Annotated in this window: 18 protein-coding genes, 1 pseudogene and 1 riboswitch; of the genes and pseudogenes, 10 read left to right on the top strand and 9 right to left on the bottom strand. The window is 66.7% G+C overall.

Going from position 1 to position 23,496, the window contains the following annotated elements; translation table 11 throughout:
• Window positions 1-31: 31 nt before the first annotated feature.
• Window positions 32-2,344: a ribonucleoside-diphosphate reductase subunit alpha gene (locus J8F10_RS12760; RefSeq protein WP_390891139.1), complete on the bottom strand. Its 2,313-nt coding sequence runs from the start codon at window positions 2,342-2,344 to the stop codon at window positions 32-34.
• 203 nt (window positions 2,345-2,547) lie between these two features.
• Window positions 2,548-2,759: riboswitch (cobalamin riboswitch) on the bottom strand.
• Between the two features lie 395 nt (window positions 2,760-3,154).
• Between J8F10_RS12760 and J8F10_RS12765 the strand changes: the two genes are divergently transcribed.
• A complete protein-coding gene (locus tag J8F10_RS12765) occupies window positions 3,155-3,619 on the top strand; it encodes a hypothetical protein (RefSeq protein ID WP_210654185.1) in 465 nt (154 codons plus the stop codon).
• Between the two features lie 113 nt (window positions 3,620-3,732).
• Here J8F10_RS12765 and J8F10_RS12770 read toward each other — a convergent pair whose 3' ends face one another.
• The 3 genes from J8F10_RS12770 to J8F10_RS12780 form a co-directional block, all read right to left on the bottom strand.
• Window positions 3,733-4,071, bottom strand: coding sequence for a hypothetical protein (locus J8F10_RS12770; RefSeq protein ID WP_210654186.1), 339 nt, complete (start codon window positions 4,069-4,071; stop codon window positions 3,733-3,735).
• A 256-nt stretch (window positions 4,072-4,327) separates the two neighbouring features.
• Complete coding sequence (locus J8F10_RS12775) at window positions 4,328-4,549, bottom strand: hypothetical protein (protein ID WP_210654187.1); 222 nt, start codon at window positions 4,547-4,549, stop codon at window positions 4,328-4,330.
• 344 nt (window positions 4,550-4,893) lie between these two features.
• The gene (locus tag J8F10_RS12780; RefSeq protein ID WP_210654188.1) at window positions 4,894-6,384 is read right to left on the bottom strand and encodes a DUF1501 domain-containing protein; all 1,491 of its coding nucleotides are present in this window, start codon (window positions 6,382-6,384) and stop codon (window positions 4,894-4,896) included.
• A 417-nt stretch (window positions 6,385-6,801) separates the two neighbouring features.
• On the opposite strand from J8F10_RS12780, the gene J8F10_RS12785 reads away from it, so the two are divergent.
• Entirely contained in the window at window positions 6,802-7,356 is a 555-nt protein-coding gene (locus tag J8F10_RS12785) for a PepSY-associated TM helix domain-containing protein (RefSeq protein WP_210654189.1), read from the top strand.
• Window positions 7,357-7,425: 69 nt separating this feature from the next.
• Here the strand turns inward: J8F10_RS12785 and J8F10_RS12790 are convergent, their stop codons facing one another.
• Window positions 7,426-8,271 (bottom strand): alpha/beta hydrolase family protein, encoded by an 846-nt coding sequence (locus J8F10_RS12790; protein WP_210654190.1) that lies wholly within the window; start codon window positions 8,269-8,271, stop codon window positions 7,426-7,428.
• 101 nt (window positions 8,272-8,372) lie between these two features.
• On the opposite strand from J8F10_RS12790, the pseudogene msrB reads away from it, so the two are divergent.
• The 4 genes and pseudogenes from msrB to J8F10_RS12810 all read left to right on the top strand — a co-directional run.
• Window positions 8,373-8,844: pseudogene (gene msrB / locus J8F10_RS12795) on the top strand (peptide-methionine (R)-S-oxide reductase MsrB); the annotation flags it as partial.
• The gene (locus J8F10_RS12800) at window positions 8,830-9,768 is read left to right on the top strand and encodes an aldo/keto reductase (protein WP_210654192.1); all 939 of its coding nucleotides are present in this window, start codon (window positions 8,830-8,832) and stop codon (window positions 9,766-9,768) included. The pseudogene msrB and the gene J8F10_RS12800, both read left to right, overlap by 15 nt.
• 45 nt (window positions 9,769-9,813) lie before the next feature.
• Complete coding sequence (locus tag J8F10_RS12805) at window positions 9,814-10,557, top strand: GNAT family N-acetyltransferase (protein ID WP_210654193.1); 744 nt, start codon at window positions 9,814-9,816, stop codon at window positions 10,555-10,557.
• 20 nt (window positions 10,558-10,577) lie between these two features.
• On the top strand, window positions 10,578-11,555 hold the full coding sequence (locus J8F10_RS12810) for a tRNA dihydrouridine synthase (RefSeq protein WP_246523237.1): 978 nt from the start codon (window positions 10,578-10,580) through the stop codon (window positions 11,553-11,555).
• 3 nt (window positions 11,556-11,558) lie between these two features.
• Here J8F10_RS12810 and J8F10_RS12815 read toward each other — a convergent pair whose 3' ends face one another.
• Together J8F10_RS12815 and J8F10_RS12820 are read right to left on the bottom strand one after the other, a co-directional pair.
• Window positions 11,559-15,293 carry a PAS domain S-box protein gene (locus J8F10_RS12815; RefSeq protein ID WP_210654194.1) on the bottom strand — a complete coding sequence of 1,245 codons (3,735 nt, stop codon included), beginning with the start codon at window positions 15,291-15,293 and terminating at the stop codon, window positions 11,559-11,561.
• Window positions 15,294-15,682: 389 nt separating this feature from the next.
• On the bottom strand, window positions 15,683-16,309 hold the full coding sequence (locus J8F10_RS12820) for an FMN-binding negative transcriptional regulator (protein WP_210654195.1): 627 nt from the start codon (window positions 16,307-16,309) through the stop codon (window positions 15,683-15,685).
• 239 nt (window positions 16,310-16,548) lie between these two features.
• On the opposite strand from J8F10_RS12820, the gene J8F10_RS12825 reads away from it, so the two are divergent.
• A complete protein-coding gene (locus tag J8F10_RS12825) occupies window positions 16,549-16,710 on the top strand; it encodes a hypothetical protein (RefSeq protein WP_210654196.1) in 162 nt (53 codons plus the stop codon).
• A gap of 141 nt (window positions 16,711-16,851) precedes the next feature.
• Window positions 16,852-17,055 (top strand): hypothetical protein, encoded by a 204-nt coding sequence (locus tag J8F10_RS12830; protein ID WP_210654197.1) that lies wholly within the window; start codon window positions 16,852-16,854, stop codon window positions 17,053-17,055.
• Window positions 17,056-17,295: 240 nt separating this feature from the next.
• Here the strand turns inward: J8F10_RS12830 and J8F10_RS12835 are convergent, their stop codons facing one another.
• Complete coding sequence (locus tag J8F10_RS12835; RefSeq protein ID WP_210654198.1) at window positions 17,296-18,432, bottom strand: prenyltransferase/squalene oxidase repeat-containing protein; 1,137 nt, start codon at window positions 18,430-18,432, stop codon at window positions 17,296-17,298.
• A gap of 345 nt (window positions 18,433-18,777) precedes the next feature.
• The gene (locus tag J8F10_RS12840) at window positions 18,778-19,416 is read right to left on the bottom strand and encodes a hypothetical protein (protein WP_210654199.1); all 639 of its coding nucleotides are present in this window, start codon (window positions 19,414-19,416) and stop codon (window positions 18,778-18,780) included.
• 144 nt (window positions 19,417-19,560) lie between these two features.
• Here J8F10_RS12840 and J8F10_RS12845 point away from each other — a divergent pair, with 144 nt between their 5' ends.
• Both J8F10_RS12845 and J8F10_RS12850 read left to right on the top strand, forming a co-directional pair.
• Window positions 19,561-20,478, top strand: coding sequence for a LysR family transcriptional regulator (locus J8F10_RS12845; RefSeq protein WP_210654200.1), 918 nt, complete (start codon window positions 19,561-19,563; stop codon window positions 20,476-20,478).
• Between the two features lie 207 nt (window positions 20,479-20,685).
• Window positions 20,686-23,439, top strand: a complete 2,754-nt coding sequence (locus tag J8F10_RS12850) for a protein kinase domain-containing protein (protein ID WP_210654201.1) — start codon at window positions 20,686-20,688, stop codon at window positions 23,437-23,439.
• Window positions 23,440-23,496 lie beyond the last annotated feature (57 nt).

Here is a 23,496-nt window from a genome sequence, read left to right on the forward strand (position 1 = left end):
CTCGCGGACTACACTCAAGAGCAGGCCACGGCTACTGGCACGCCTCGCACGAGCCGGGGTTTTCGAGCGAGCACGTCACCGCCGCTTCATCAGTGGGCGCGGCCTTCGTCACGGTCGTTTTGGCGATGCCGGTCGCGGGCCGGGACCGGAGGTAGTAGGTGGTCTTCAATCCGCGCTTCCAGGCGTGCATGTACATTGACGACATCTTGCCAATGGTCGGGTTTTCCAGGAACAGGTTGAGCGACTGGCTCTGGTCGATGAACGGCCCGCGGTCCGCGGCCATGTCGACGAGTGCCCGCATCGGCACCTCCCACGCCGTGCGGTAGACCGCACGCAGAGCCGCGGGCAGTTCTTCGATGCCCTGAACCGAGCCGTCGGCGAGCTTGATCTTCGTTCGCACTGCGTCCGTCCACAACCCGAGCGCCTTGAGATCGTTCACGAGGTAGCGGTTCATCTGGAGGAACTCGCCGGAGAGCGTTTCGCGCTTGAACAGGTTCGACACCTGCGGTTCGATGCACTCGCAAGCACCGACGATTGAAGCAATTGTGGCCGTGGGCGCGATGGCGACCAGAAGCGAGTTTCGCAAGCCGTGCGTGCGAATGCGCGCGCGCAGTGCGTCCCACCGAGCCGAATCTGTTGGAATGACGTCCCACAAATCGAACTGAAGCACGCCGCTCGCGGCCCGCGTTTCGGCAAACGTCGGGTGCGGTCCGCGTGCTTCGGCGAGGTCGCAGGACGTCGCCAGCGCGTGGTAGTAAATCTCTTCCTGAATGCGGCGCGATAATTCACGGGCCGCGGGCGCGTCGAACGGGAGCTTCAGTTTGAAGAACACGTCCTGAAGGCCCATCACCCCCAGCCCGACCGGGCGCCAGCGCGCGTTGGACGTGGCCGCGGCCGGCGTCGGGTAGAAATTCACATCGATGACGCGATCGAGGAACCGCACCGCGGTCCGCACCGTCTCGGCCAGCGCTGCGAAGTCGAAACCGTCCTTCGTGGCGTGTCGGGCCAAGTTGACCGAGCCGAGGTTGCACACCGCAGTTTCACCGGCCGACGTGACCTCGACGATCTCGGTGCAGAGGTTCGAGCTGTGAACGACGGTCCCGGCCGCGGTCGTCTGGTTGCAGGTGCGGTTGCAGGCGTCCTTGAAGGTCATCCACCCGTTGCCGGTTTCGGCCAGCGTCTTCATCATCCGGGCGTACAGGTCGCGGGCCGGTACCCGCTTCGACGCGAGACGGCGTTTCTCGGCTTCTACATAGGCCGCGTCGAACGCTTCACCGAACAGGTCGGTCAGGTGCGGGACCACTTTCGGGTCGAACAGTGACCACTCCTCGCCCGCCTCGACTCGGCGCATAAACAGGTCCGGCACCCAGTTGGCGAGGTTCAGGTTGTACGTCCGCCGGGCCGCGTCGCCGGTGTTGTCGCGCAACTCCAGGAACTCTTCAACGTCCGCGTGCCACGACTCCAGATACACGCAGCACGCGCCCTTGCGCTTGCCGCCCTGGTTGACCGCGGCCACGGACGAGTCGAGCGTCTTGAGCCACGGAACGATCCCGTTGCTGTGCCCGTTGGTGCCGCGAATCAGCGACCCGCGCGAGCGAATCCGGTGATATGCCAGCCCGATCCCGCCTGCAAACTTCGAGAGCTTCGCGACGTCGGTGTAGCGGTCATAAATCGCTTCGAGGTCGTCGGTGGGCGAGTCGAGCAGGTAGCACGACGACATTTGCGGGCGCGCGGTGCCGGAGTTGAACAGCGTCGGCGTGCTCGGGAGGTAGCGGTGCGCGGCCATCAGCCGGTACAGTTCGATCGCGTCCGCGGCGGAATCGGCCAGACCGCACGCGACACGCAGAAAGAAGAACGCGGGCGTTTCGATGACGTGGCGCGTTTCGGGGTGCCGGAGCAGGTAACGATCGTAGACCGTTCGCAACCCGAAGTATTCAAACAGGTCCGGTTGCGGCTCGCCGGCCGCGGCGTTGAGCTTGCGCGCATTAGACGCGACGAACCCCATCGTCCCCTCGGCCACCAGCCCGTGCCGGTACCCGGCCGCGATCGACTGTGAGAACGAGTGAACGTCCTGATTCGTGACTTCTTTGTCGATGTACGTCGCGAGCAACCGGGCCGCGAGCCGTGAATATTCCGGCTCCTCCGCAATGAGTCCCGCAGCAGTCTGAATCGAAAGCCGGTCGAGTTCCGCGGTGGTCGCGCCGTCGTAAAGCCCGCCGATCGTCTTCACGGCCACGCGCATCGGATCGACGGTCGGTAGTCCGCCCGCACACCGCTGCACGGCGCGGACGATCTTGTTTACGTTGACGTCTTCGAGCGCGCCGTTCCGCTTGCGAACCTTCATGATTGCTTGGGGATCGGGGAACCGAGAGGGGCTGACGGGTGGGGGCGTAACGGTGAGATCAAGAGTGGAGGTTTGCAAGGCTCTCTCCCGGTGAACGCGATTAAACGCGGGGAAAGAGCGCAGGCGGAGGGGAACGCGCTGTGGGCGCGCGGGCCGACCGCCCCGCCGCCCTCCCCTCGAAGGCACGGGTACATCACGCACGAGATCGCGCGCGGTCGGCGGCAGGTCTTCGGACTCGCAGGCGCGTGCGGCTCACCGCACACCTACTAGCCGTCGCTTCCCAACCCGACGCGGGTCAGTGCTTGTGACGGCGTTCGTTCCTGCATACCGCTGCGGGGGCAGTCCCGGATTCGCACCGGGTTCCCTTTTCATCGGCCCGCGCGAAGCGAGCCGAACCGACGACAAGCAGGCTCATCGACCATCCGCGCCACGGCCCTCACTCGAATCCGTGACTGGGGCCGAATCGGTGAAGGTTTCGAGGCTGATTCTGCGGGCTGATCGGATCGATAGTGCTGCGGAACATGGTAGCCGCTCGGACTCGAGCTTAAAATTCGCACGGCGCCCAAAGCGATACGATCGCGCGGCACAGCGTTTCTCCGAAATCGGCGGACCGTTACGGCTCAACGATCGCTTAATGGATTGACACGGGGCACATTGCCCCTGTCACACCACACGAACCGGCCGCACTGTGCCAAGAAGTTGCCCCCGTGTCGCGGGCACAGCGGGTTCAAGGCACGCGGGTGTGGTGCTCGAGGGAGAATTGCTTCCGGGCAATTTCACCCGCTCCCCGGTTACATGAGGGAGAGTGCCATGAGCGATGTCAATCGGCGGGACGCAGTCAAACTGGCGGCCGCGGCGGGAATCGTCGCGGCCGGGGGATCGGTGGCCGCGGCCGACGAGAAGCCGGAAGAGAAGGTCGCCAGTTCGGGTGACACGGCGGCCCATCCCAAAACGGGCGAGCACAAGCTCGACGTGTCGAAGGTCCAGGCCCGGGCACTGGCGAACGGCCTCTCGTCGTTCTTCTCGCGCACCACGCCGGACGCCTCACCCGGGCGCAACATTCTGACGATTTCGGGGCTCCCGGCGGGAACCCGGGTCATTACGGTGTGGATCACGGAATGGGCCGCGGGCAACCGACCGCACGCGGGCGGAGCGTTCTTCTACACAACGAGCGTGCAACTTTTCAACAACGGCACCCAGTGCCGCGTCGTGTACAACCTGGATTGGGGTTCTCACCTACCTGCCGGCTGCCAAGTCATTTACGGCCCGGGTTGAGCGCCGATCACCCACCCCAAAAAGCACACCGGCGCGACCAAATGGCCGCGCCGGCACGTTTGAATCATTTCGGACATTCGCGAACTGCGGGTGCTTCCCGCCACTAATCGGAATTAGCACGCGGTCGCGGTGCAGCCGAACTGTTCGGTCTGCTTCGCACGAATTGCTTCGCGCTGGCGCCGACGGGCCTCGCGCTTGTACTCGCACTGGTAGGCCGTGTACTTCGCATGGCACGCGACGCAGCGGATGAAGCCGGTCGCGGCCTGCTCGCCGCACCCGGCGATGATGCACACCCGGCTGGCCTTGCGCTCGGCGTACTTCGTTCGCTCCCGTACCCGTTCGCGCTCGCGGTGCGGTTGACACAGCACCGAGCCGGGGATTTGGGGGGCATCACAGAAGCGGCAGAGCCCCAGCGATTGACGTTCTTCTTTCGTTTTCGTGTTCGAGATCATATCAGATTGTGTGAAATAACCGCGCGGTTCGATGAGCCGAACCCACGAGGTCGTGTTGTGCGAAATTAACAGGCTCGAACCGGCGCGGCTACGACGAGCGCGACGAGGCGGTTGCCTCTCCGGATTTCGAGCACCCAATAACGTTGTTTCTGGCGCTGATTAAAAGAACGAATGTGCCGTCAAAGCGAGCATCGCAACGCGGGACCGGTGCCGTCTTTCGATCGGCACAGTGCGCAGCGAGGGCGCGTTGACGGAATTAGCCGAGTCGCGGCGGGTGAAAAATGGAAGAGGCCCGAAGTATCGGGCGCGGAGAAGTGGAATCGTAAGCGAGTAATTGCCCCTGCTCCTCGCCACCCGGTGCGGCGACGCGGAGCACCTGGTCTTTCACCGGCACCGGTACGGTCGGCACCGGCGGTACGGGCATCGAATCGCGTAGCGGCTTACCGGAGCAGTTCGGCCCCTGGCAAGGCTTCGGCATCGAGTTGTGGTGTTCAGTCGATCCGAATTGCGGCGACAGTTGCTCAGATTCGAGGAGTGGTGAGAACCCCCACGACGAGTGCCCGCTACACCCGGCCGAAGCCCGGCTCGGAGACAGGAAGGTGACCGCGATCAGCGCGATAACCCACCCGCAACGGCGCATAAGAGTGTTGGGGAACATCGGGTTCACACGAGAGCCATGAACATCCCAAATCTACCCGACGGGCGGGCCGGAAGCAACAGCAAATCGGCACGAGTTGTACATATCAAACGTCGACCCGAATAGCCGTTCGACTTAATCACTTTTCCGTCCCTGAACGAACGATGCCGGGACGCAAGCATTACTCACGCAAGTAGTTCGGTCCGCACGCGCCCGTTCCCACCGATCGGGTACGGGCGCCCGAGCCGGTCGTGGATCTCGGCTTGGGGGTCGATGCCGAGCAGGTGGAACAGCGTCGCAACCACATCCTTCGGCGAGAACGGCGATTCCGCCACGTCGCTCGCGATGCGGTCCGTGCGCCCGACCACGCGCCCCTTTGCGAACCCGGCCCCTGCAAACATCGCCGAATACGCCCGCGACCAGTGGTCGCGCCCGCCGCCGGCCACGTTCTGCACCCGCGGCGTGCGCCCGTGTTCGCTCATCACCACAATAGCCGTGTCCGCCAGCATCCCCCGCGCCTCAAGGTCTTCGAGCAGCGCTGAAAACGCATTGTCCAGCCCCGGCCCGAGCTCGTCCTTGAGGCGGGATTCCTGATACACGTGCGTGTCCCAGCCCGTGTTCACTAACCCGTACTCGTCCCAGCACACGGTCGCGAACTTCCCTCCGGCTTCGAGCAGCCGACGCGCGGCGAGACACGATTGGCCGAACAACGTCATCCCGTAGCGCTCACGCAGTTTGGGCGATTCGCTCTGCACGTCCAGGGCGTCGCGGAGCTTGCCGGACGTGAGCACGGCGCGAGCCAGCGCCCGGTGCCGGTCGAACGGCGTGTCGGTGGTCTTCGCGTCGAGCGTGCGCCGCGCGGAATCGAGCTGATCGAGCAGCGAGGCACGACTGTTGAGGCGGTCGAGCGTCAGCGTTTCGTCGGGGGTAACGGTCTCGAACCGGTCTGTCGGGAGAATACCCGCGTAGGGATCCGAGACCTTCCGCGTCGGCGTGTTCGGGTCGCCCGAATCGCGGAGGATCTCGCGCGTGCCCTTCGCGCGGAACTCGGACCAGATGGTGTCATACGTCGGCCCGAGGAACCCGCCGAACGGCCCGGGGCGCGACGGCCCGCGTTTCGATCCGAACGGGAACGGTAGCCAGTAGTTGCGCGGAACCGCGGGGGCCTTCGCGTCCGCGCGGCTGCCGAGGTAATCGACCACGGACCCGATGAACGGCCAGTGCCGCGGGTCGCGCACATTGCCTTCCAGTTGCAGATCGGTCGTCGGCACCGCCGAGAACGCGAACGCGGTGCCGTGAATGGGCGTGGGGTGCGTCAACGATCGCAGAATAGTAACACGGTCAAGCATCCGGGCGATGCGCGGGAGCACCTCGCCCACTCGCACGCCCGGAATCACGCTCTGAATCGAGCCCAGCGCGCCGCGCACTTCCTTCGGCGCATCGGGCTTCGGGTCGAACGTGTCGATCTGGCTCGGCGAACCCCACAAGTACAAGAGAATGCAGCGCTTCGCGGACCCGAACCCGCCGGCTGTGGGAGCGGCCTGTTCGCGGGCCGCCGTTGCACGCGACCAGTTGGTGAGCGTCAGCCCGAGCGGGGCTAGCGCACCGACGTGGAGCAAGTCGCGGCGCGTCAGCCCGTCACAAAACACCTTGTTCGACCCGAGAATGCGGAGCATCGCTTCACTCGTTTGAAGAGAACGATCGTCCACCGGGATCGGCTCTGGGCCGAGAACGTAGCGCTGGGAGGCAGCCCGCGCGTCCGTAGGGGGTGGGAATATCCAGCAAGCGGGGCAGGTAGGTGTGTGATCTTACCCGAAATCCGAGCCCAATGACAGCCGATTCTGCTCAAACCGAGCCGTCTGAATTCGAGTAATGGCGCAATTCCACCCGCTCGTTGGCACGCGCGGTTCGCCAAGTGCCCCAGCGAACCGCGCGTGTCAACGAGCGGGTGGTGTCCCATGCAGACGTTCAACCACACCGTTCACAGAGGTTACCGGTATCGCTCTCACCGTTTCTCCCTGGCTTCACTCCGCCAAGTCCGCTAGTTTCACGGCTCCTCTCATCCCAATTTTCCCCCAATACGGAGTCCAACCGTGAGTCAGACCGGGTGGCGGAAGTGGCACCGGTGGATCGGGTTCGGGGCCGCCCCGTTCCTCCTCTTTGCGGCCATCACCGGGATCATCGCCGGAGTCGCGGAGATGACGAGTGAGGACGAGGAAGCACGGGAGAAGGCGCGCGAACGGGTCAGCGATGTGAAACTCCCAGCGCCCGCAACCGCGGTGAGCGACCCGGTTGCGAAAGCCCTCGCCGAAGCCGCAAAACAAACGGAAGGGGCACCGGTCGATAAGGTGCTGGTGGACTTCAAGAGCGACCCGCCGACGGTCACGGTTTATCTCGGCAAGCCCGGCGGAGGGGAGGACCGGAAGCTGATCTACAACGCCAAAACCGGAGAATTCCTGCGCGGGGAACGGTACGAGGACAAGCCGTTTCTGACCCGCCTCCACAGTGGCGAAGCGTTCGGAGATTGGGGGCTGGTGTTTGGGACCGCGTGGGGGCTCGCGCTGGTAGTGCTGCTGGTGACGGGACTGGTGATCTACTGGGCCATGCGGAAACCGGACCGAAAGGGATTGAAGCGCCTGTTCTGGTGAGTGCTCGCGGTAACTCCCCGCGCCGCGGCCGGCCTATTGTGGCGACCCGCGGCGCGGGGAGTTTCACCTTCACTTTTTGGGTTCGAGCGCGGCGGCGAAGAACTTCACGACCGGGGTCACGTCCTTCAGCCCGTGCGGGTGGTGGTCCTGGCCCGGCTTCACGATCTGCTCGACGGGGCCACCGAGAGCCTTATAGCGGTTGTACAACAGCTCCGAGTTCTCCGCGTGCGGGACAGCCGCGTCCTTGTCGCCGTACACGAGCAGCAGCGGAACCTTGGCCTTCGCGACGGGAGCGAGGGTGTCCACCGGGTTCAGCTTGTACGCGATCGCCTCTTCGTCGTTCTTGAATTCGTAGGCGGCGAGCATCTTCTTCCACTCGGCCTCCGAGCCGGACTTACCCGCGCCGAGCTTCTTGTACGCCCCGCCGGGCCAGCTCTTGAAGTCGCACACGGCGTTGTCCAAATACACGGCCAGCGTCCGGTCCGGGTGCGCAGCGGCCCAGTTCATGCAGTACAGCCCGCCGCGTGAGAGCCCGATCAGCCCCGGCTTGGCGTGCATCCCGAAATCCTTCACCATCGCGTCGTAAAACGTCTCCCACTTCTTCACCGCTTTGGGCGCGCCGAACAGGTCGGGGACTTTCAGGTACGCGAGGTGCCATCCGGCCTTCACGAGCGCAACGTCGGCGTCCGCGAACGCCCCGAAGAACTCCCCGCGCCACACCCACGGCCGCCCCGGGAGCGCGTTCTCCGGCACCACGACCGTGGCTTCGAGTTCACCAACTTTGAAATCGTGTTTGACGAAGCCCTGCCACTTGGTCACCGGTCCGGGAAACGGCTTCGGCTCCGCGGCGCGAGCGCCGAGCGGAAGTGTACTCACGAGCGCGACAGCGAGAACAACCGAGATGCGTGTGTTCATGGTGTTACCGGAAGAGGAACGAGTACCGCGGAATAGTCTACGTGCCCGCGCCGGCCGAGGCGCGCGTAAGATGAGAGTGCCCACACCCGCGAGAGTTCCTCATGCCAACGAATGCCGAATCGCCGAACCAGCGCACGTCCGCCTCCGGATACGACCTCACCCCGCCGAGCGCGGCCGAGCGCGAGGAGCTGGCCGCTTCGCTCACGGCCGACGAGCGCCGGGTGATTCTGTACCAGGGCACGGAGGCGCCGTTCTGTGGCGGGTTCCTCGCCAACAAGGAACCCGGCGTCTACCACTGCCGCTTGTGCGACCTCCCGCTGTTCCGCTCGGTGACGAAGTTCGAGTCCGGCACGGGTTGGCCGAGCTTCTACGCGCCCTTCGACCCCGACCACGTCGCCGTTCACCGCGACACCAGCCACGGCATGATTCGCGACGAGATCGTCTGTGCCCGGTGCGGCGGGCACCTCGGGCACGTGTTCCCGGACGGCCCCAAGCCGACGGGTCTGCGGTACTGCCTCAACTCGGCTTCACTGAAATTCGTTGCCGACGGTGCCGCCCATGCCTGACCCCCTGCCCTTCGCTCCCCGGCGCGCGCTCGGCGGTACCGGGTTCGTCGCGACCGCTCTCGGGATCGGCGACCTGGCCGACCGGAACGTGCCGATCGAAACGTGTGTCGCGACCGCGCGCCGCGCGCTCGACGCGGGGCTGAACGTGATCGACACCGCCCCGAATTACGAGGACGGGTACTCCGAACAGATCGTCGGCCGGGCCGTGCGCGAGGTGCGCCGCGACGCGGTGTTTGTGATCGACAAAATCGACCACCACGACCGACCGGTCGGCCCGCAGATCGATGAGTCACTGGGCCGGCTCCAGCTCAATTTCACCGACGCCTTCGTGTTCCACAACCTGTCGTCGCTCGAAGTCTTCAACCGCTTGTGCCAGCCCGGTGGCGGGTTCGACCAGATCGCGGACGCCGTGAAAAGCGGCAAGAGCCGGTTCCGCGGGATCTCGTCGCACAACCCGGACGTGCTACGCTCCGCGCTCGAAGCGGGCGTGTGCGACGTTGTGATGTTCCCGCTCGGGCCGTTCGTGGATTCGCGTTACGTGACCGAGACGCTGCCGCTCGCACGGACGCGCGGAATCGGGACGGTGTGCTTCAAGACGTTCGGCGCGGGCAAACTCGTCGGCGACACGACCGGGTACAACCAGCCGCTCAAGTCGCGCCCGCGGGGCAAGGTGTCGAGCGGTGGAACAGACGATGCGGAGCCGATATTACCCCGGCTGACGGTGGCCGAGTGCCTGCACTACACGCTGACGCTCGACCCGGACGTGGCTCTACTCGGTCTGAGCTACCCGAACGAGCAGGACGCGGCCTTCGCCGCGGCGCGCTCCTTCCGCCCGCTCACACTCGACCAGATGGACGACATTCAGCAGCGCGCGAAGGACGCGCGCCGCGACAAGGGGCCGTGCTGGTGGAACCCCGATCCCGAACTGTGATACCCCCGAAACAAGAAAAAATCGTTCCAACAAAGCAAGTCCCAGATGAACCTCTATCGCGACACGCACTACACCTTCCGCTTTGCGGACGATCGACTCGTTCCGCGGTTCCATCTGGAGGGCGTCGAGGCGGGATGCGGCGTGACCGTCTTTTCGCTCACCGATGATAAGGTGCCCGCGCGCGTCCTCGCGAAAACGCGAGCGGGCGCAGACGGGTGGGTGGAGCTGGCAGAGCCGCTCGTTGTGCGTGCGGGAGGCGGGTTCGTTGCGGTACCGACGCCGGTGTACACAATTCGCGATGAAGTTCCCAGCGACGCCGAAGGCATACGGCTCGTGAACCGGCGCGCGTTCGGTGGTGATGCCGAGGCTGATTTGATCGAGGCACTCCGCGCGGGCGGGTACGTTCGGACATCACTTGTGGCCGAGTGCGCGGGCCGAATCGTCGGGCACGTCCTCTTTAGCGATTTGCCGATCATCACCGAAAGCGGAACCGTTCACGCTCTGGCGCTCGCGCCGATGGCCGTCCTGCCGGAGTTCCAGAACCTCGGCGTCGGTTCACAACTGGTGGCCACGGGCCTCAATGCGTGCCGCGAGCGGGGGCACCGGATCGTTGTTGTGCTCGGGCACCCGGCGTTCTACCCGCGATTCGGGTTCTCTTCTGCGCTCGCCGCGAAGCTCCGTTCGCCCTTCTCGGGCGATTCATTCATGGCCGCCGAACTGGTGCCCGGCGCGCTGACCGGCGTCACGGGCCGCGTCGAGTACACGCCGCCGTTCGGAGCCTGGGTGTAAGCCCGTGATACACTACTCTCATGCTCAACGCTGACAAATCTGCACTGGTTCTCGCGCCGATGGAGGGCGTGACCGATGCGCCCATGCGGGCGGTTCAGGGGGGCGCGGGCGCGTTCACGTTCGCCGTGACGGAGTTCCTCCGGGTCAGTCACTCGGTTCCGCCCAGGCACGTCTTCCGCGATCACGTTCCCGAACTGGATACGAACGCGACAACGCTCACCGGGCTCCCGGTGCAGGTTCAACTACTGGGCGGGGACGCGGGTCTGATGGCAGAATCGGCGGTCCGCGCGCACGAACTCGGGGCGACGGCAATCGACATCAACTTCGGGTGCCCCGCACCCACCGTGAACCGGCACGACGGCGGGGCCGCTCTGTTGCGCCACCCGAAGCGCATTCGCGAGATCGTTACCGCGGTTCGCGCAGCGCTCCCGCGCGCGGTGCCGGTGTCGGCGAAACTGCGGCTCGGCTGGGACGGAATCGACGCGATCCACGAGAACGCGACGATGGCGGCCGAGGGCGGAGCGGCCTGGCTCACGATCCACGGGCGCACGCGCGTGGCCGGGTACGCGCCACCGATCCACTGGGAACCGATCGGAAAAGTGCGCGAACAGTTGAAGCTCCCCGTTGTCGCGAACGGCGACATCTGGACCCTCGACGACTTCCGCCGGTGCCGCGACGCGACCGGGTGCCGGCACTTCATGCTCGGGCGCGGGGCGCTCGCGGACCCGCGCCTCGCGCACCGCGTCGCGGCCGAACTCGGGCTCCCTTCGCGTCTCGAAAGTGCGGAGCCGGAAATGCCGGTCGACTGGTCCACTCAACTGCGGGCGCTCGTGACGTGGTCGCGCCAGTTCGACATGATGCAGTCCGACAAGAACGTGAGCCGGTTGAAGCAGTGGCTCCGGCTGGCGTCTCAATTCGGGAGCTTCACGCGCTTCGACGCGGTCAAGCGCACCGGCAGCGTCGAGGAACTGTTCGCGGCACTCGACGGCGCCAATTGAGCCTCACTCGGCGCCGTCGAGCACGGCCCGCACCTTGCGCGCGAGCGAGGTCGGCGTGAACGGCTTCTGGAGGAAGGCGTCCGTGGCCTCCACGATCCCGTGGCGCACGATCGCGTCGTCCGTGTACCCACTCACGAAGAGAACCTTGACCCCCGGGCGCTGCGAGCGGAGCGTCTCCGCGACCTCGCGCCCGCCCATGACCGGCATCACGACATCGGACACGAGCATGTGAATCGGGCCGGAGTGCTCGACCGACAGCCGCAAGGCATCGGCGCCGCCGTTCGCTTCTAGAATCGTGTACCCGTGCATCTCGAGGGCGAGGCGCGCGAGGCGCCGAACCGTGTCCTCGTCCTCGACGAGCAGGATCGTCTCCGTGCCGCGCGAGACGGTCCGTATTTCACCCGATCGGGGACCGGGTTTCGCTTCGTCCGTTACCGGGAGCAAGATTTTAAACGTCGTGCCCACGCCGACCTCACTGTAAACGGCTATATGTCCGCGGTGCGTTTTGACGGCCCCGTACACCATCGCCAGCCCCAACCCCGTTCCCTTGCCGATCTCTTTGGTCGTGAAGAACGGCTCGAAAATGCGCGCCTTCACCTCGTCCGACATCCCGACCCCGGTGTCCGAGACGGCCATCAGGACGTACCGCCCGCACGCGAGCTCCGGGTACACGACCGCGTCCTCTTCCCGCAGCGTCAGGTTGCGGGTCTCGATGGTCAGTTGCCCGCCGCGGGGCATCGCGTCGCGCGCGTTGACCGCGAGGTTAATCACGATCTGCTCCGCGTGGGTCGGGTCCACTTTGACCGGTCGCAGGTTCGGGTCCAGGGCCGTCGCCAGGCGCACGTCCTCGCCCAGGATCCGGTGCAGGAGCATTTCGGACTGGCTCACCACCTCGTTCAGATCGAGGACGCGCGGCTCCACGATGGCCTTGCGGCTGAACGCGAGGAGCTTGGCCGTCAGCCCGGTCGCCCGCTCGCCCGCGGCGGCAATTTCCTTCACGAGCCGGCGCCCCGGGTCGCGCACCGGGAGCTGCTCTAGCAGGAGTTGCCCCGACACGTTGATAACGGTGAGCAGGTTGTTGAAGTCGTGGGCCACGCCGCCCGCCAAGCGCCCGATCGCTTCCATCTTCTGCGCTTGCCGGAACTGGTCCTCCAGGCGCCGGCGCTCGGTCAGGTCGCGGACCACTTTCGTGAACCCGCGGAGCGTCCCCGCGGCGTCGCGCAGCACCGTGATGACGACCCCGCCCCAGAACCGGGTCCCGTCCTTCCGCAGTTGCCACGCCTCGTCCTCGAAGCGCCCGCGCAAAACGGCCAGTCGCAGTTCCTCCTCGGCCCGCCCCGCGTCGAGGTCCTCGGACCGGTAGAAGGCGGAGTAGTGTTCGCCGACGATCTCCGGGGCCGCGTACCCGAAAATGCGCTCCGCCCCGGCGTTCCAGGTGAGCACGCGCCCCACCGGGTCGAGCATGAACACGGCGTAGTCCCGCACCCCGTCCACCACGAGCCGGAACCGCTCCTCGCTGACGCGCAGGGACTCTTCCGCGGCCCGGCGGTCCGAGATGTCGATCACGACGGCGGAAGCCCGGATCGGGCGCCCCAGCGCGTCGTGCGCGGCGACCACGCTCACCCGCGTCCAGAGGGTGGACCCGTCCTTCCGCCGGTACCGCCGGTCCGCCTCATACGAAGCGTTTTCCGCGCGCTCGATGCGCCCGTACTGGCGCAACACTTCGCCCAGGTCTTCGGGGAACAGAACGTCCGCCACCGTCATCGCGCGCAGTTCGTTCTCGGTGTACCCGATCATCCGGCAGAACGCGCCGTTCGCGCCCAAGATGCGGGCATCGGGCGTGAGTTCGACCATGCCGGCGGTGGTCGCGTCGAAGAACGCCCGGAACCGGGTTTCGCTCTCCCGGAGTTCCTCTTCTGCCAGCTTACGGGCGGTGACGTCTTGCACCTGGCCGACGTACAGCGTCGGCCGCCCGCTCGGGTCGCGGACGAGCGACACGCTCGTTATCCCCCAAAGGATGTGCCCGGCCCGGTGGACGTAGCGCTTCTGCTGGACGAAGTGCGACGCGCCCCCGAGCAGCACGTCCCGGCGGGCGTAGCTCTCGGCCAAATCGTCGGGGTAGGTCACGTCCGCCGTCGTCAGGTCCAGCATCTCCGCCTGGGAGTAGCCGAACAATCTGGCGAACGCGGCGTTCACCCGGAGGAACCGGTGGTCCAGGGACGTGATGACCATCGGCACGTTCGAGTCCTCGAACGCGCCCCGGAGCATCGCCTCGCTCGCCCGCAGCGCGCTCTCGGTCTCCTTGATCTGCTGGATGTTACGACTAACGCCGACGAGCCCCACGATTTCCCCGCCCGGGTCGCGGAGCGGCGTCTTGATGACGAGGTGCCAGCGCTCGCGGCCCGCGGGGTCGCGGACCAGTTCTTCCTTGTTGAAGATGGTTTCGCCGTCGCGGAGGACGCGCAGGTCGTCGTCGTGGTACTCCTGCGCGAGGTCGGGCGGGTGGAAGTCGAACCCGGTTTTCCCCGTGACCGCGCTCTCGCACTCGGCGCGAACCAGTTCGACGTGCGCCCGGTTACTGACGACGAAGCGCCCGTCGGCGTCCTTCGTCCAGATCGCGATGGGGAGCGCGTCGATCAGCGTGCGCAAGAGCGCCCGCTCGCGCTGCAGGGCGCCTTCGGCCGCGTACCGCTCGGTCACGTCGCGGAAAATGAGGACGACCCCGATGGTCGAGCCGTCGGCGGCCCGGATCGGCGCGGCCGAGTCATCAATCGGGCGCTCGGTCCCGTCCCGCGCGACGAGCACCGTGTGGTTCGCCAGCCCGACGACCACGCCCTCCTTCAGCACCCGCGCGACGGGGTTGTCGACCGGTTCCCGGGTCCGCTGGTTGATGATCTGAAACACGTCCTCAAGGGGCACGTCGGTCGCCCCTTTCGAGGTCCAGCCGGTGAGGTGCTCGGCCACCGGGTTGAGCATCGTCACCCGGCCCCGCGTGTCGGTGACCACGACCGCGTCGCCGATGCTGTCCAGGGTCACGCGCAGCTTCTCGCGCTGCTTCCACAGTTCCCGCTCGGACCGGAGGCGCGCGTCCACTTCGGCCCGCAGGTGCTCGTTGGCCTCGGTCAATTCGGCCGTGCGCGCGCGGACGCGGTTCTCGAGTTCGGCCTTGAGCCGGGTGAGTTCCTCGTTCGCCTCGCGCAGTTGCCGGTTCGCGTCCTGGATCTGCTGCGCCCGCTGGAAGACCTCGGCCTCCAGGCGCTGCCCCCGCGCGACCAGGTCGTCCGCGCGTTTGTCGTGGTCGATCCCGCGCAGGCGGAGGTACACGAAGTCCGTCACGTCCTCGACGCGGTGAATGATGTACGCGACCCGCCCGTCCGGTCCGAGCACCGGCGAGTTGATGGGGCTCCAGTACCGCTCCTCGAACCCGCCGCCCTCTTCGGCCGGGCGCTGAATGTCGTACTTCTGCACGGCCATCACGTCCGGTTTGCCGAGGGTCCGCGCGCGTTCGAGGGACGCCCGCAGGTTGCGCACGCCGGTCGCGGTGGGGTCGTCCGGGTTGTCCGGGAACACGTCGAAGATGCCGCGCCCGAGGACCGCGGCCCGCGCCGTCATCGTGGCGCGCAGGTACGCATCACTGACCGCCACAATGGTGAAATCGGGGAGCAGAACGAGGTACAGCCCGGGGGCCGACTCGAAGAGGAGCCGAAAATCGGGAGGAACGGGCGAGGCGATTACCATTTCGAGCGCTCGTCGGGCGAGGTTCGAGCAAGTGACTCGTGCGTCTCGCGCTGGTTCCGGGCGAGAACTTCGGGCCGAACGGATGGTGCCGCGCTAAAACGCTCTCGGATGAACGCGCCGAACGACGTTGGAAGGTGCAACCAGGGGCAATTGTTCGAGCGACTAACTATGCAGAGTATCGAGCGGTAACTACGCCAATCAAGTCAGAATTGTGCCGATTCATTGCGTCATAAGTATCGGCTTCGAGAAAGTTGAGATCGGGCGCGGGAATTCAGCCGACCGCGAAACGTGCCCTCTCTTCGCACTTCGGGCACGAAGTGCGGGCGCGCCGAATCCGTTGCAAAGTGAGCGGAATGCGCTTCATCAGAAAAGAGTGCTTCGACCGGCCCTCACCTATCGTCGTTGAGGGCTCGGAGCATCAGTGCCGCGACGCCCGCCGCGTCTCCGCCGCCAGTTGATTCCAGTGCCCGAATCACCTTCTCCCGGCGCTCGAGGGGTTGGTTCTGGCTGAGCTTCTGCTTCCCTTCGATGTGCGCGATCTCGATGCGGAACCCGACGATTTGTGACAAGAGACGGTCCACGAACGGGCCGGTTTCGTCCAGCACCCACGGGCGCGGCAGCGCGGCCTCGTAGTGGGTCACGGTGCGCTGAACGATGTCGAGCAGCGCGCCGGGTTCTTCGACAAGTGTCACGCGCCCGGTCACGTGGACCGCGACATAGTTCCAGGTGGGGACAACGTTGGTGCTCTCGTACCACGTCGGGGAGATGTACGCGTGCGGCCCGCTGAACACCGCGAGGGCGCTCTGCGTGGGCAGTTCGCGCCAGTGCGGGTTCGCACGCGCCATGTGACCAACGAGCGCGCCGTGTGCGCCCGCGCCGCGCTCGAGCAAGAAGGGCAAGTGCGTCGCGAAGGGCGCCCCATCAACGAGCGACACGAGCACACCAAAACTGTGCCGCTCGATGAGATCGTGAAGCACGGCGCGGTCGGTCTCGGCGAAGTACGGAGGGGTATACACGCTTGCTCCTCGGGGTCACTTCAGACACGCGCCGCGTGCGACGGGTTCGTCTTGGAAGTACGGGTAAATTGGTGCCCCGGGCGAGGGCACGGAACCTCTATCGGTTCTAACGCCGCGCGCCACTCGGTCGAGTGAATCACACATTTTTGTACGGCGAGTGGCACGCGCACTGCGTTACCACTCCCATCGAACACGCGAACGGGTCGCGGTTCGGCAACAAATACAGTGCGAGATTCGCGATGACTCCCGTGGATGCCCTCTCCGACCTGACACAATCCACCCAAATTGACGCGACGGCCCCCCGGTTCTTCCTCGACGCCACATTCGACGCGAACCCGGACGACGGCGACTGGTGGCTTGATATTGGGGGCGTAGATCTACCCGGCTCCCTCGCCGTGTAACCCTTGCCACGCACACGACCCGAACTGTAGTTTTTACGCGAAATTAACCGAGGGGCGTTCCGGCGCAAACGACCACCCCTCGAGCCGTTACGAGGTTAACCGCACGCGAGCGCCCCGACCACATTTGAGGAGACCGACGTCATGGACCGCGAATTAGACGTGCTGACGATGCTCCTGCTCGACCCGTGCCTGACGGCCGATGAAGCGGCCCGCGAAGCGGCCGCCCGGCGCCACCTCGCCGTGGTCACGGCCGAAGCCCGTGACGAGCGCCTCTCCCCGCGAACCCGCAAGGGGCTCCGCGCGAACCGGGCGCCGGTCATTGACGGTCCCGATGTCGGGTTCTGATGCGCGGTTAATGACGTCACGAACGCGCGCGGGCCGTGGATACTCCACGGCCCGCGCGCGTTTTTATGGTGCCCACCGTCTTCACTTTTTCTTGCGACGAGCCGCGACCGCCAGGGAGCGGGAGGCGCTACTCGGCCCCACAGAACCTCATTGCCCTGGCGGTCGCGGCTCGCTTGCCTCAACGTGACCCCGAACCGAGGGCGTGGCCCCTTCCCTCTGGCCTCGCCCGAAAACACCGGCCTACTTCTTTTTGCAATAGCTGATTGAAAGAACTGCGAACGCGGTCGCGAGTTCGGGCAGATTCTCCAGGAACGCGCCGTTGGAGTTGGCCCAGCTCCCGTTCTCCTTCTGCTTTTTCTTCAGCTCGTCGAACAGTTCCTGGCGCCAGTCGTGTTTGGTCCCCTTCGCGTCGGCGAACTGGTCCTCGCCGAGCGCGTCCATCGCCTTGGCGAACGTGTGGTAGTAGTAGTACAGGCCCGAGTCCTTCTGCCCCGGGTTCTCGGTCACGCTGTAGTGCTGGCGCACCCACGTCACCGCGGCCTGGACCCGCTTGTCGTCCTTGCCCACGCCCGCGTACAGGAAGCTCTTGAGGCCCGCGTAGGTCATCCCGCCCTCGCTCCGCAGCCCGCCCTCGGCGGTGATCTTGGGGCTCTTCGGGTTGTCCGCGTCGGACAGGTTGTAGACGAACCCGCCCTTGTCCGCCTCGCCCGCCTTCTTCGCGAACGGCAGGTTGTTGAACTCCTCGGTCGCCAGGTTCTGGCTCCGGCTGATGTACACCAGCGCCCGCTTGATGGACGGGTCGTCCTTGCTCACGCCCGACGCCAACAGCGCCTCGACCATGAAGTGCGTGTTCGACATGTCCGGGCGCCCCTTCGCGTTCGGCTTGTCGTACCCGGCCCCGCCGAAGGCCGCGTCCTTCTCGGTCAGCCCGTCGGCGAACTGGAGCGACTTCACGTACTTCGCGGCGGCCTCGATCACCTTGTCGTACTTGCCCCCGGCGTTCGCCTCCTTGAACGTCATGATGGCCAGGCACGTCATGTAGTTGGACAGCCCCCGGTCGTAGACGCCGCCGTCCTTCTGCACCTTCGATTCGAGGTACTTGAGCCCCTTGGCGATGGTCGGGTTGTCGGCCGCGACCCCGTTCTTAACGAGTGCCGAGATAATGAGCGCGGTCAGCCCCGGCTCGCCGGCGCGCGGGCTGGACCCGAAACTGCCGTCGTCCTTCTGGGCCGTCTTGTAGAACCCCAGCGCCTTATCAACAACGGCCTTCACGTCGTCGGCGCTCGGCGCGGCGAACGTGAAGCGCGGGAACGCGACCAGCGCCGCGGGCGCAACGGCAGCAACTTTGAGCCAATCGCGACGGTTCAGTGCGGACATGCGGAACCTCGAAATTTAGGGAACGGGAGCGCCAGCGAAATGCAACCGGTGCGCCTGCACTCGTGAGAACGCGCGCACCGGCCCAACGCCAGAGTACGCGCGAATTGCGGCGGGGGGAATGGACAATCCCTGACCAGCAGGGGTCGATAAGTGACCAGCCCGGAGTGTGGCGATTCGTCTCCCTGTTTTGTGCCTCCCATGTGGTCCGCTCGTTCCGCGAGCGGAGTTTGGACCCCGGCGCGTCAGACACTGCGCGATACCGACCGCTCACGGAGCGCGCGGGCCACACGGAAAACCGCCGAGTCTGATTTGGCGGCACGACCTCTACAAAAGGCCCCACACACATCAAGGCTTGTTCTTGAAGCGCGGGAGCAGCATCGCGGGTTTCTCGGGCACGTCGACCACCGCGTCGGTGGGTACTTTTTCGGGCATCTCGAACCCGGCATCTAGCGCGAACGACTCATCGAAGAACGTCGAAGGAAGGGTCGCGGCCGATGTCACTTTCTTCCCGTCGGTCAGTTTCTTGCGCGCGCCGTCCCACCGGTGGAGCCAGAGCGCGCTGAGGACCGCGTCCGCGCCGCCGTGGTCGGTCGCGACGATTCGCACCTTCTTCGCGGGGTCGAGAACCAGAACGATCGGTTGCCCCTGGTACTGGGCCGCTTCCTTCCCGCGCGTGTCGGTGCTGGCGCGATGGTCGTCGTCCACGAACATCTTCTTCCCACCCTGGGTCACTTCGAGATCGTCGTCCACCACGATCAGGTCCGTCGGTTTCGGCCCGCCCGAGAGCACGTACTGATCGCGTTTGAGCCGGAACGTCTTGGTGAACTCGTAGCGGTCTTCGCCCCGCGCCGCCTCACCAGACCCGCCGAGAACGTATTGCCCGGCGGGGAACGCCGCGGGCGTCCGCGTGTCCGGTGGGACCGGTGCGGCGACCAGCGCCCCCACCACAAGCACGACCGCGCCCGTCGTCAGGTACCGCTCCATGTTCGCTCCTCTAAAGCTCGACCGCGCCCCCGCCCCGTGCGACGGCGCCGGCCGTTGATGAACCATAGCCGCTTGTACTGACAACAGAATGTGGTAAAAATTGAATCTTAAACAGTAGAGTGTTGTTTAACCCGGAGCGCGCCAGTGGCCGATCAGCTCCCGTCCGTTTCGACCGATCAGGTCGCGGCCCTCGTGGAGTTGGCCCGAGCGGGGAGCCTGCGGGCCGCGGCCACCGGGCTGCACATCACCGAACAGGGGCTGCGGAACCGGCTCGTCGCGCTGGAAGGGCTGCTCAAGGTGTCGCTGTACCACAAGCAGCGCGGCCCGCGGCGCCGGTCCCCGCTCACGCCACAGGGCGAACAGTTCCTCCCGCGCGCGACCGCGTTCCTGGAGAGCGCCCGGCGCCTCGGCGGGGGCGAATCGACCGGCCCACAGGAAGTCCACGTCGCGGCGACACAGTACCTCACGCTCTACGCGATGCTCGACGCGATCCGCCGGTTCCACCGCACGTTCCCGGCGATCCGCGTGCGCCTGAGTACGCGGACCGAGCGCGACATCGAGGACGCGCTGCTCCGCGACCCGGACCTCGCGTTCGGCGTGGCCGCGCCCTACGAGGGCGGCGCGGGCCTCGACTACCGGCACCTGTTCTCGCTCGATTGGGGGCTCATCGCGCCCCCGCGCCACCCGCTCCTCAAGAAGCGCGGGCTGACCCTGGCGGACCTGGTGGGCGTACCGCTGATCGTGTTCGAGCGCGGATCGACCGGCCGACAGCACGTGTTGAACGCCTTCTACCGATTGGGCCTGAGTCCCCGCGTCGATATGGAGGCCACCACAACTGGTATCGTGGTGAAGATGGTGGAAGCGGGATTGGGCGTGTCACTGGTTCCACTGATGCCCAACGGCGCGGTGACGAGCGGCGTGAAGGTCGGCGTGCGAAAGTTGCCCGGCCAGATCGACCCGATCCACTCGGGCATACTGATTCGACGCGGCGAAACCCCGCCGCCCGCCGCGGAAGCGTTCATCCAGTTCCTGAAGCCCACAGGCACCGCGGCACCGGGATGAAATTCCGGAGCCGCACAACCAGACCGCACTCGACCCAAATAGAATTCGGCGCCGAAATGAAAACGCGGGAATTCGCACGCGGCGCCGAAACGCGCACTAGGCTTGCAACGGCCACACATCGTCCCGGCCCGGAGCGTTCAGTTTCCCGGTCGTCTGCTCAGTCCACACGTCGCCCCTACTCGTCCGCGTCACACGCGGAGGTGCGCGGTGCCCCGTTCGACCCAAACCCGAGACCGCGACGACAGCAGCGCTCGCGCGTTCGCCGAGGAAATCGGCACCAGCCACATGAGCACGCCCCCGCCCGTGCTCGCCCCACACGACGCGACCGACTGCGTGTGCTTCGTGGGCCACGAGCCCGAGTCCGGCGACTCCGCCGAGCTCTCGGGGCTGTTCTCCGACGACCCGTACCCGCGCGTCGGCTCGCACCTGCTGCACTTCGAGATCGTCGAAGAGTTGGGGCGCGGGGCGTTCGCGCGCGTGTACCTCGCGCGCCAGGAGTCGCTCGCGAACCGGCTCGTCGCGCTGAAGGTCACGCTCATCTGGACCGCCGAGCCGCAGACGCTCGCCAAGCTCCGGCACACGAACATCATCCCGGTGTACTCGGTCCACGAAGCGGGCCGGTTCCAGGTGGTGTGCATGCCGTTCCTGGGGCGCCACACGCTGGCCCGGGTGCTCGCCGACCTGCCCGACACGATCCCGACCTCCGCCCGCGCGCTGTTCGACCAGCTCCCCGGTGCGCGCGAGCACGAGCGGAACCGCGCGGGTTACGCGGACGGGTGCCTGTGGGTGATCGGCCAGCTCGCGGCCGGGCTGACCCACGCCCACCGCGCCGGCACCCTCCACCGCGACCTGAAGCCCGGGAACGTGCTGCTCACCGACGACGGCACGCCGATGATCCTCGACTTCAACGTGGCGACCTCGACCGACGGCACCGATGTGGCCTCGAGTTCGGTCGGCGGGACGTTCCCGTACATGGCCCCCGAGCACCTGCGGGCCTTTGCCGGCGAGCCGGCCGTCGTGGACGCGCGCAGCGACCTCTTCTCGCTCGGCGTGATGCTCTACCAGATGCTCACGCGGGAACTCCCCTTCCCCCACGTTTCGCTTCCGAACAAGCAGGACACGGTGCGCCGGCAGATCGCCGTTCAGTCGCTCCCGCCGGTCCCGGTGCGCGAGCGGAACCCGGCCGTCACGCCCGCGGTCGCGGCGCTCGTCGGGAAGCTCCTCGACCCGGACCCCGCGCGCCGGTACCAGAGCGCGGCGGACCTGCGGGAAGACGTCACCCGGCACCTCGCGGACCTCCCGCTGCGCTTCGCCCCAGAACCCTCGGTCCGCGAGCGCGCCCGGAAGTGGCGCCGGCGGAACCCGCGCCCCGCGACCGCGCTAATGGTCACGGCCGCGGCGCTGGTGCTGTTCGTGCTGCCCGCGTCCGTCGCCGCGGTCCGGCAAACGCAGATCGCTTCGCGCGCGAAAGAAGTGCAGCGCGCGGAGGCACTGGTCGCGGCCGACGACGCCGTGAGCGCGCTCCACACCGCGGCCGTGGAACTCGGTTCCCGCACCGATCCCGCCCTGCGCGACCGCGGGTTGTTTGAAGCGCGCAAGGTGGTCGCGCAGTACGCGGTCACCGAAGACCCGAAGTGGGACCGGCGCCCGCAGTTCGTGCTCCTCGATACCGGGCGCCGCTTGGAACTGAAGAAGGCACTGGCAGAAATGCTTGTGCTGATGACGCGCGTCGAGGCCGAGGCCGGTGGGTACTCGCGCGCCGCGATCGAGGCCGGGCTGCGATGGAACGCCGCCGCGGACCAGTTGTTTACACCGGAGGACCGGCCGGGCGTCCTCGACCGGCACCGCACGGAACTCGAAGCCCGGCGCGACGGCCGACCCGTTCCGCCGTTCCGCGCCGCACCGGTCACCGCGCGCGACCCGGACCTCCAGTTCGACGGGCTCGACCTCGCGGCCACGGACCGCTACCGCGAAGCGCTCCCGCTCCTCGCGCGGTTCTGCGACCGCAACCCGGCGCACTTCCGGGCGTGGTTCGCGCGCGGGATGTGCCACGACGCGCTCGGCCAACCGGCCGACGCCGCGACCGCGTTCAGCGTGTGCCTCGCGCTCGTGCCGGACTTCCCGCTCGCGCTCGCGAACCGCGGCATCGCCCGGCTGAAACAGAAGCGCTACCAGGAAGCCGAAGCCGATTTCACCCGCGCGCTCGAACTCAAGCCGGACTGGACCGTTGTGCTCGTGAACCGCGGGCTCGCGCGCGAGGGGCTGAAGCAGTACAAGGGCGCCGAGACCGACTTCACCTCCGCACTGGCGGCCCCGGCCGCCCCCACGCGGGTGCTGTTCCTCCGGGCGCGCGTGCGCTTCGCGGACAACGACCCCGCGGGCGCGAGTGCGGACCGCGCGGAGGGACTGAAGCGCGAACCGAGCGACCCGATCAGTTGGGCCACGCGCGGGCGCCACCGAATGGCGAAAGACCCGCGGGCCGCGCTCGCGGACTTCGACGCCGCACTGAAACACGCACCCGCGATGCGAGAGGCCCTGCTCGATAAGGCCATCGTGCTCGCCGACCACCTGCACCGCGAAGCGGACGCCGTCCCGCTCCTGGACCGACTGCTCGACCTGTACCCGGACCACACCGAGGGGCGCGCCGGGCGCGGGGTGTACCTCGCGCGGTTGGGGCGCGCGCCCGAGGCCCGCGCGGACGCGACCGCGGTGCTCGCGGCGGAGCCCACCGCGTACCGCAAGTACCAGATGGCCGGGTTACACGCCCAGCTCGCGAAACACGTCCCGCGCGGTCCCGATCGCGCGGAAGCACTGAGGCTCCTCGCGCTCGCACTGCGCGCCGGATTCGACGACATGAAACTCCTGGCGACGGACACCGACCTCGACCCGATCCGCAACGACCCCGAGTTCCAGCGCCTCCTCCGCGCGGTGAGTCACGTTGTCCCGGGCGCTGCGAAATAGCTCACTCGGCGCGACGTCCGGCCGCTCGGGCATTCGATCTCGAAGCCACTTTCCCAT

It is taken from the genome of Gemmata palustris (assembly GCF_017939745.1).
GTDB lineage: Bacteria > Planctomycetota > Planctomycetia > Gemmatales > Gemmataceae > Gemmata > Gemmata palustris.

Coding starts and splice junctions, on each gene's coding strand:
- J8F10_RS12765 (WP_210654185.1), top strand. CDS start 3,155: ATGAGCGATGTCAATCGGCGGGACGCAGTCAAACTGGCGGCCGCGGCG.
- J8F10_RS12830 (WP_210654197.1), top strand. CDS start 16,852: ATGGACCGCGAATTAGACGTGCTGACGATGCTCCTGCTCGACCCGTGC.
- J8F10_RS12840 (WP_210654199.1), bottom strand. CDS start 19,416: ATGGAGCGGTACCTGACGACGGGCGCGGTCGTGCTTGTGGTGGGGGCG.
- J8F10_RS12760 (WP_390891139.1), bottom strand. CDS start 2,344: ATGAAGGTTCGCAAGCGGAACGGCGCGCTCGAAGACGTCAACGTAAAC.
- J8F10_RS12790 (WP_210654190.1), bottom strand. CDS start 8,271: ATGAACACACGCATCTCGGTTGTTCTCGCTGTCGCGCTCGTGAGTACA.
- J8F10_RS12835 (WP_210654198.1), bottom strand. CDS start 18,432: ATGTCCGCACTGAACCGTCGCGATTGGCTCAAAGTTGCTGCCGTTGCG.
- J8F10_RS12770 (WP_210654186.1), bottom strand. CDS start 4,071: ATGATCTCGAACACGAAAACGAAAGAAGAACGTCAATCGCTGGGGCTC.
- J8F10_RS12775 (WP_210654187.1), bottom strand. CDS start 4,549: ATGCCGAAGCCTTGCCAGGGGCCGAACTGCTCCGGTAAGCCGCTACGC.
- J8F10_RS12780 (WP_210654188.1), bottom strand. CDS start 6,384: ATGCTCCGCATTCTCGGGTCGAACAAGGTGTTTTGTGACGGGCTGACG.
- J8F10_RS12825 (WP_210654196.1), top strand. CDS start 16,549: ATGACTCCCGTGGATGCCCTCTCCGACCTGACACAATCCACCCAAATT.
- J8F10_RS12805 (WP_210654193.1), top strand. CDS start 9,814: ATGAACCTCTATCGCGACACGCACTACACCTTCCGCTTTGCGGACGAT.
- J8F10_RS12800 (WP_210654192.1), top strand. CDS start 8,830: ATGCCTGACCCCCTGCCCTTCGCTCCCCGGCGCGCGCTCGGCGGTACC.
- J8F10_RS12810 (WP_246523237.1), top strand. CDS start 10,578: ATGCTCAACGCTGACAAATCTGCACTGGTTCTCGCGCCGATGGAGGGC.
- J8F10_RS12815 (WP_210654194.1), bottom strand. CDS start 15,293: ATGGTAATCGCCTCGCCCGTTCCTCCCGATTTTCGGCTCCTCTTCGAG.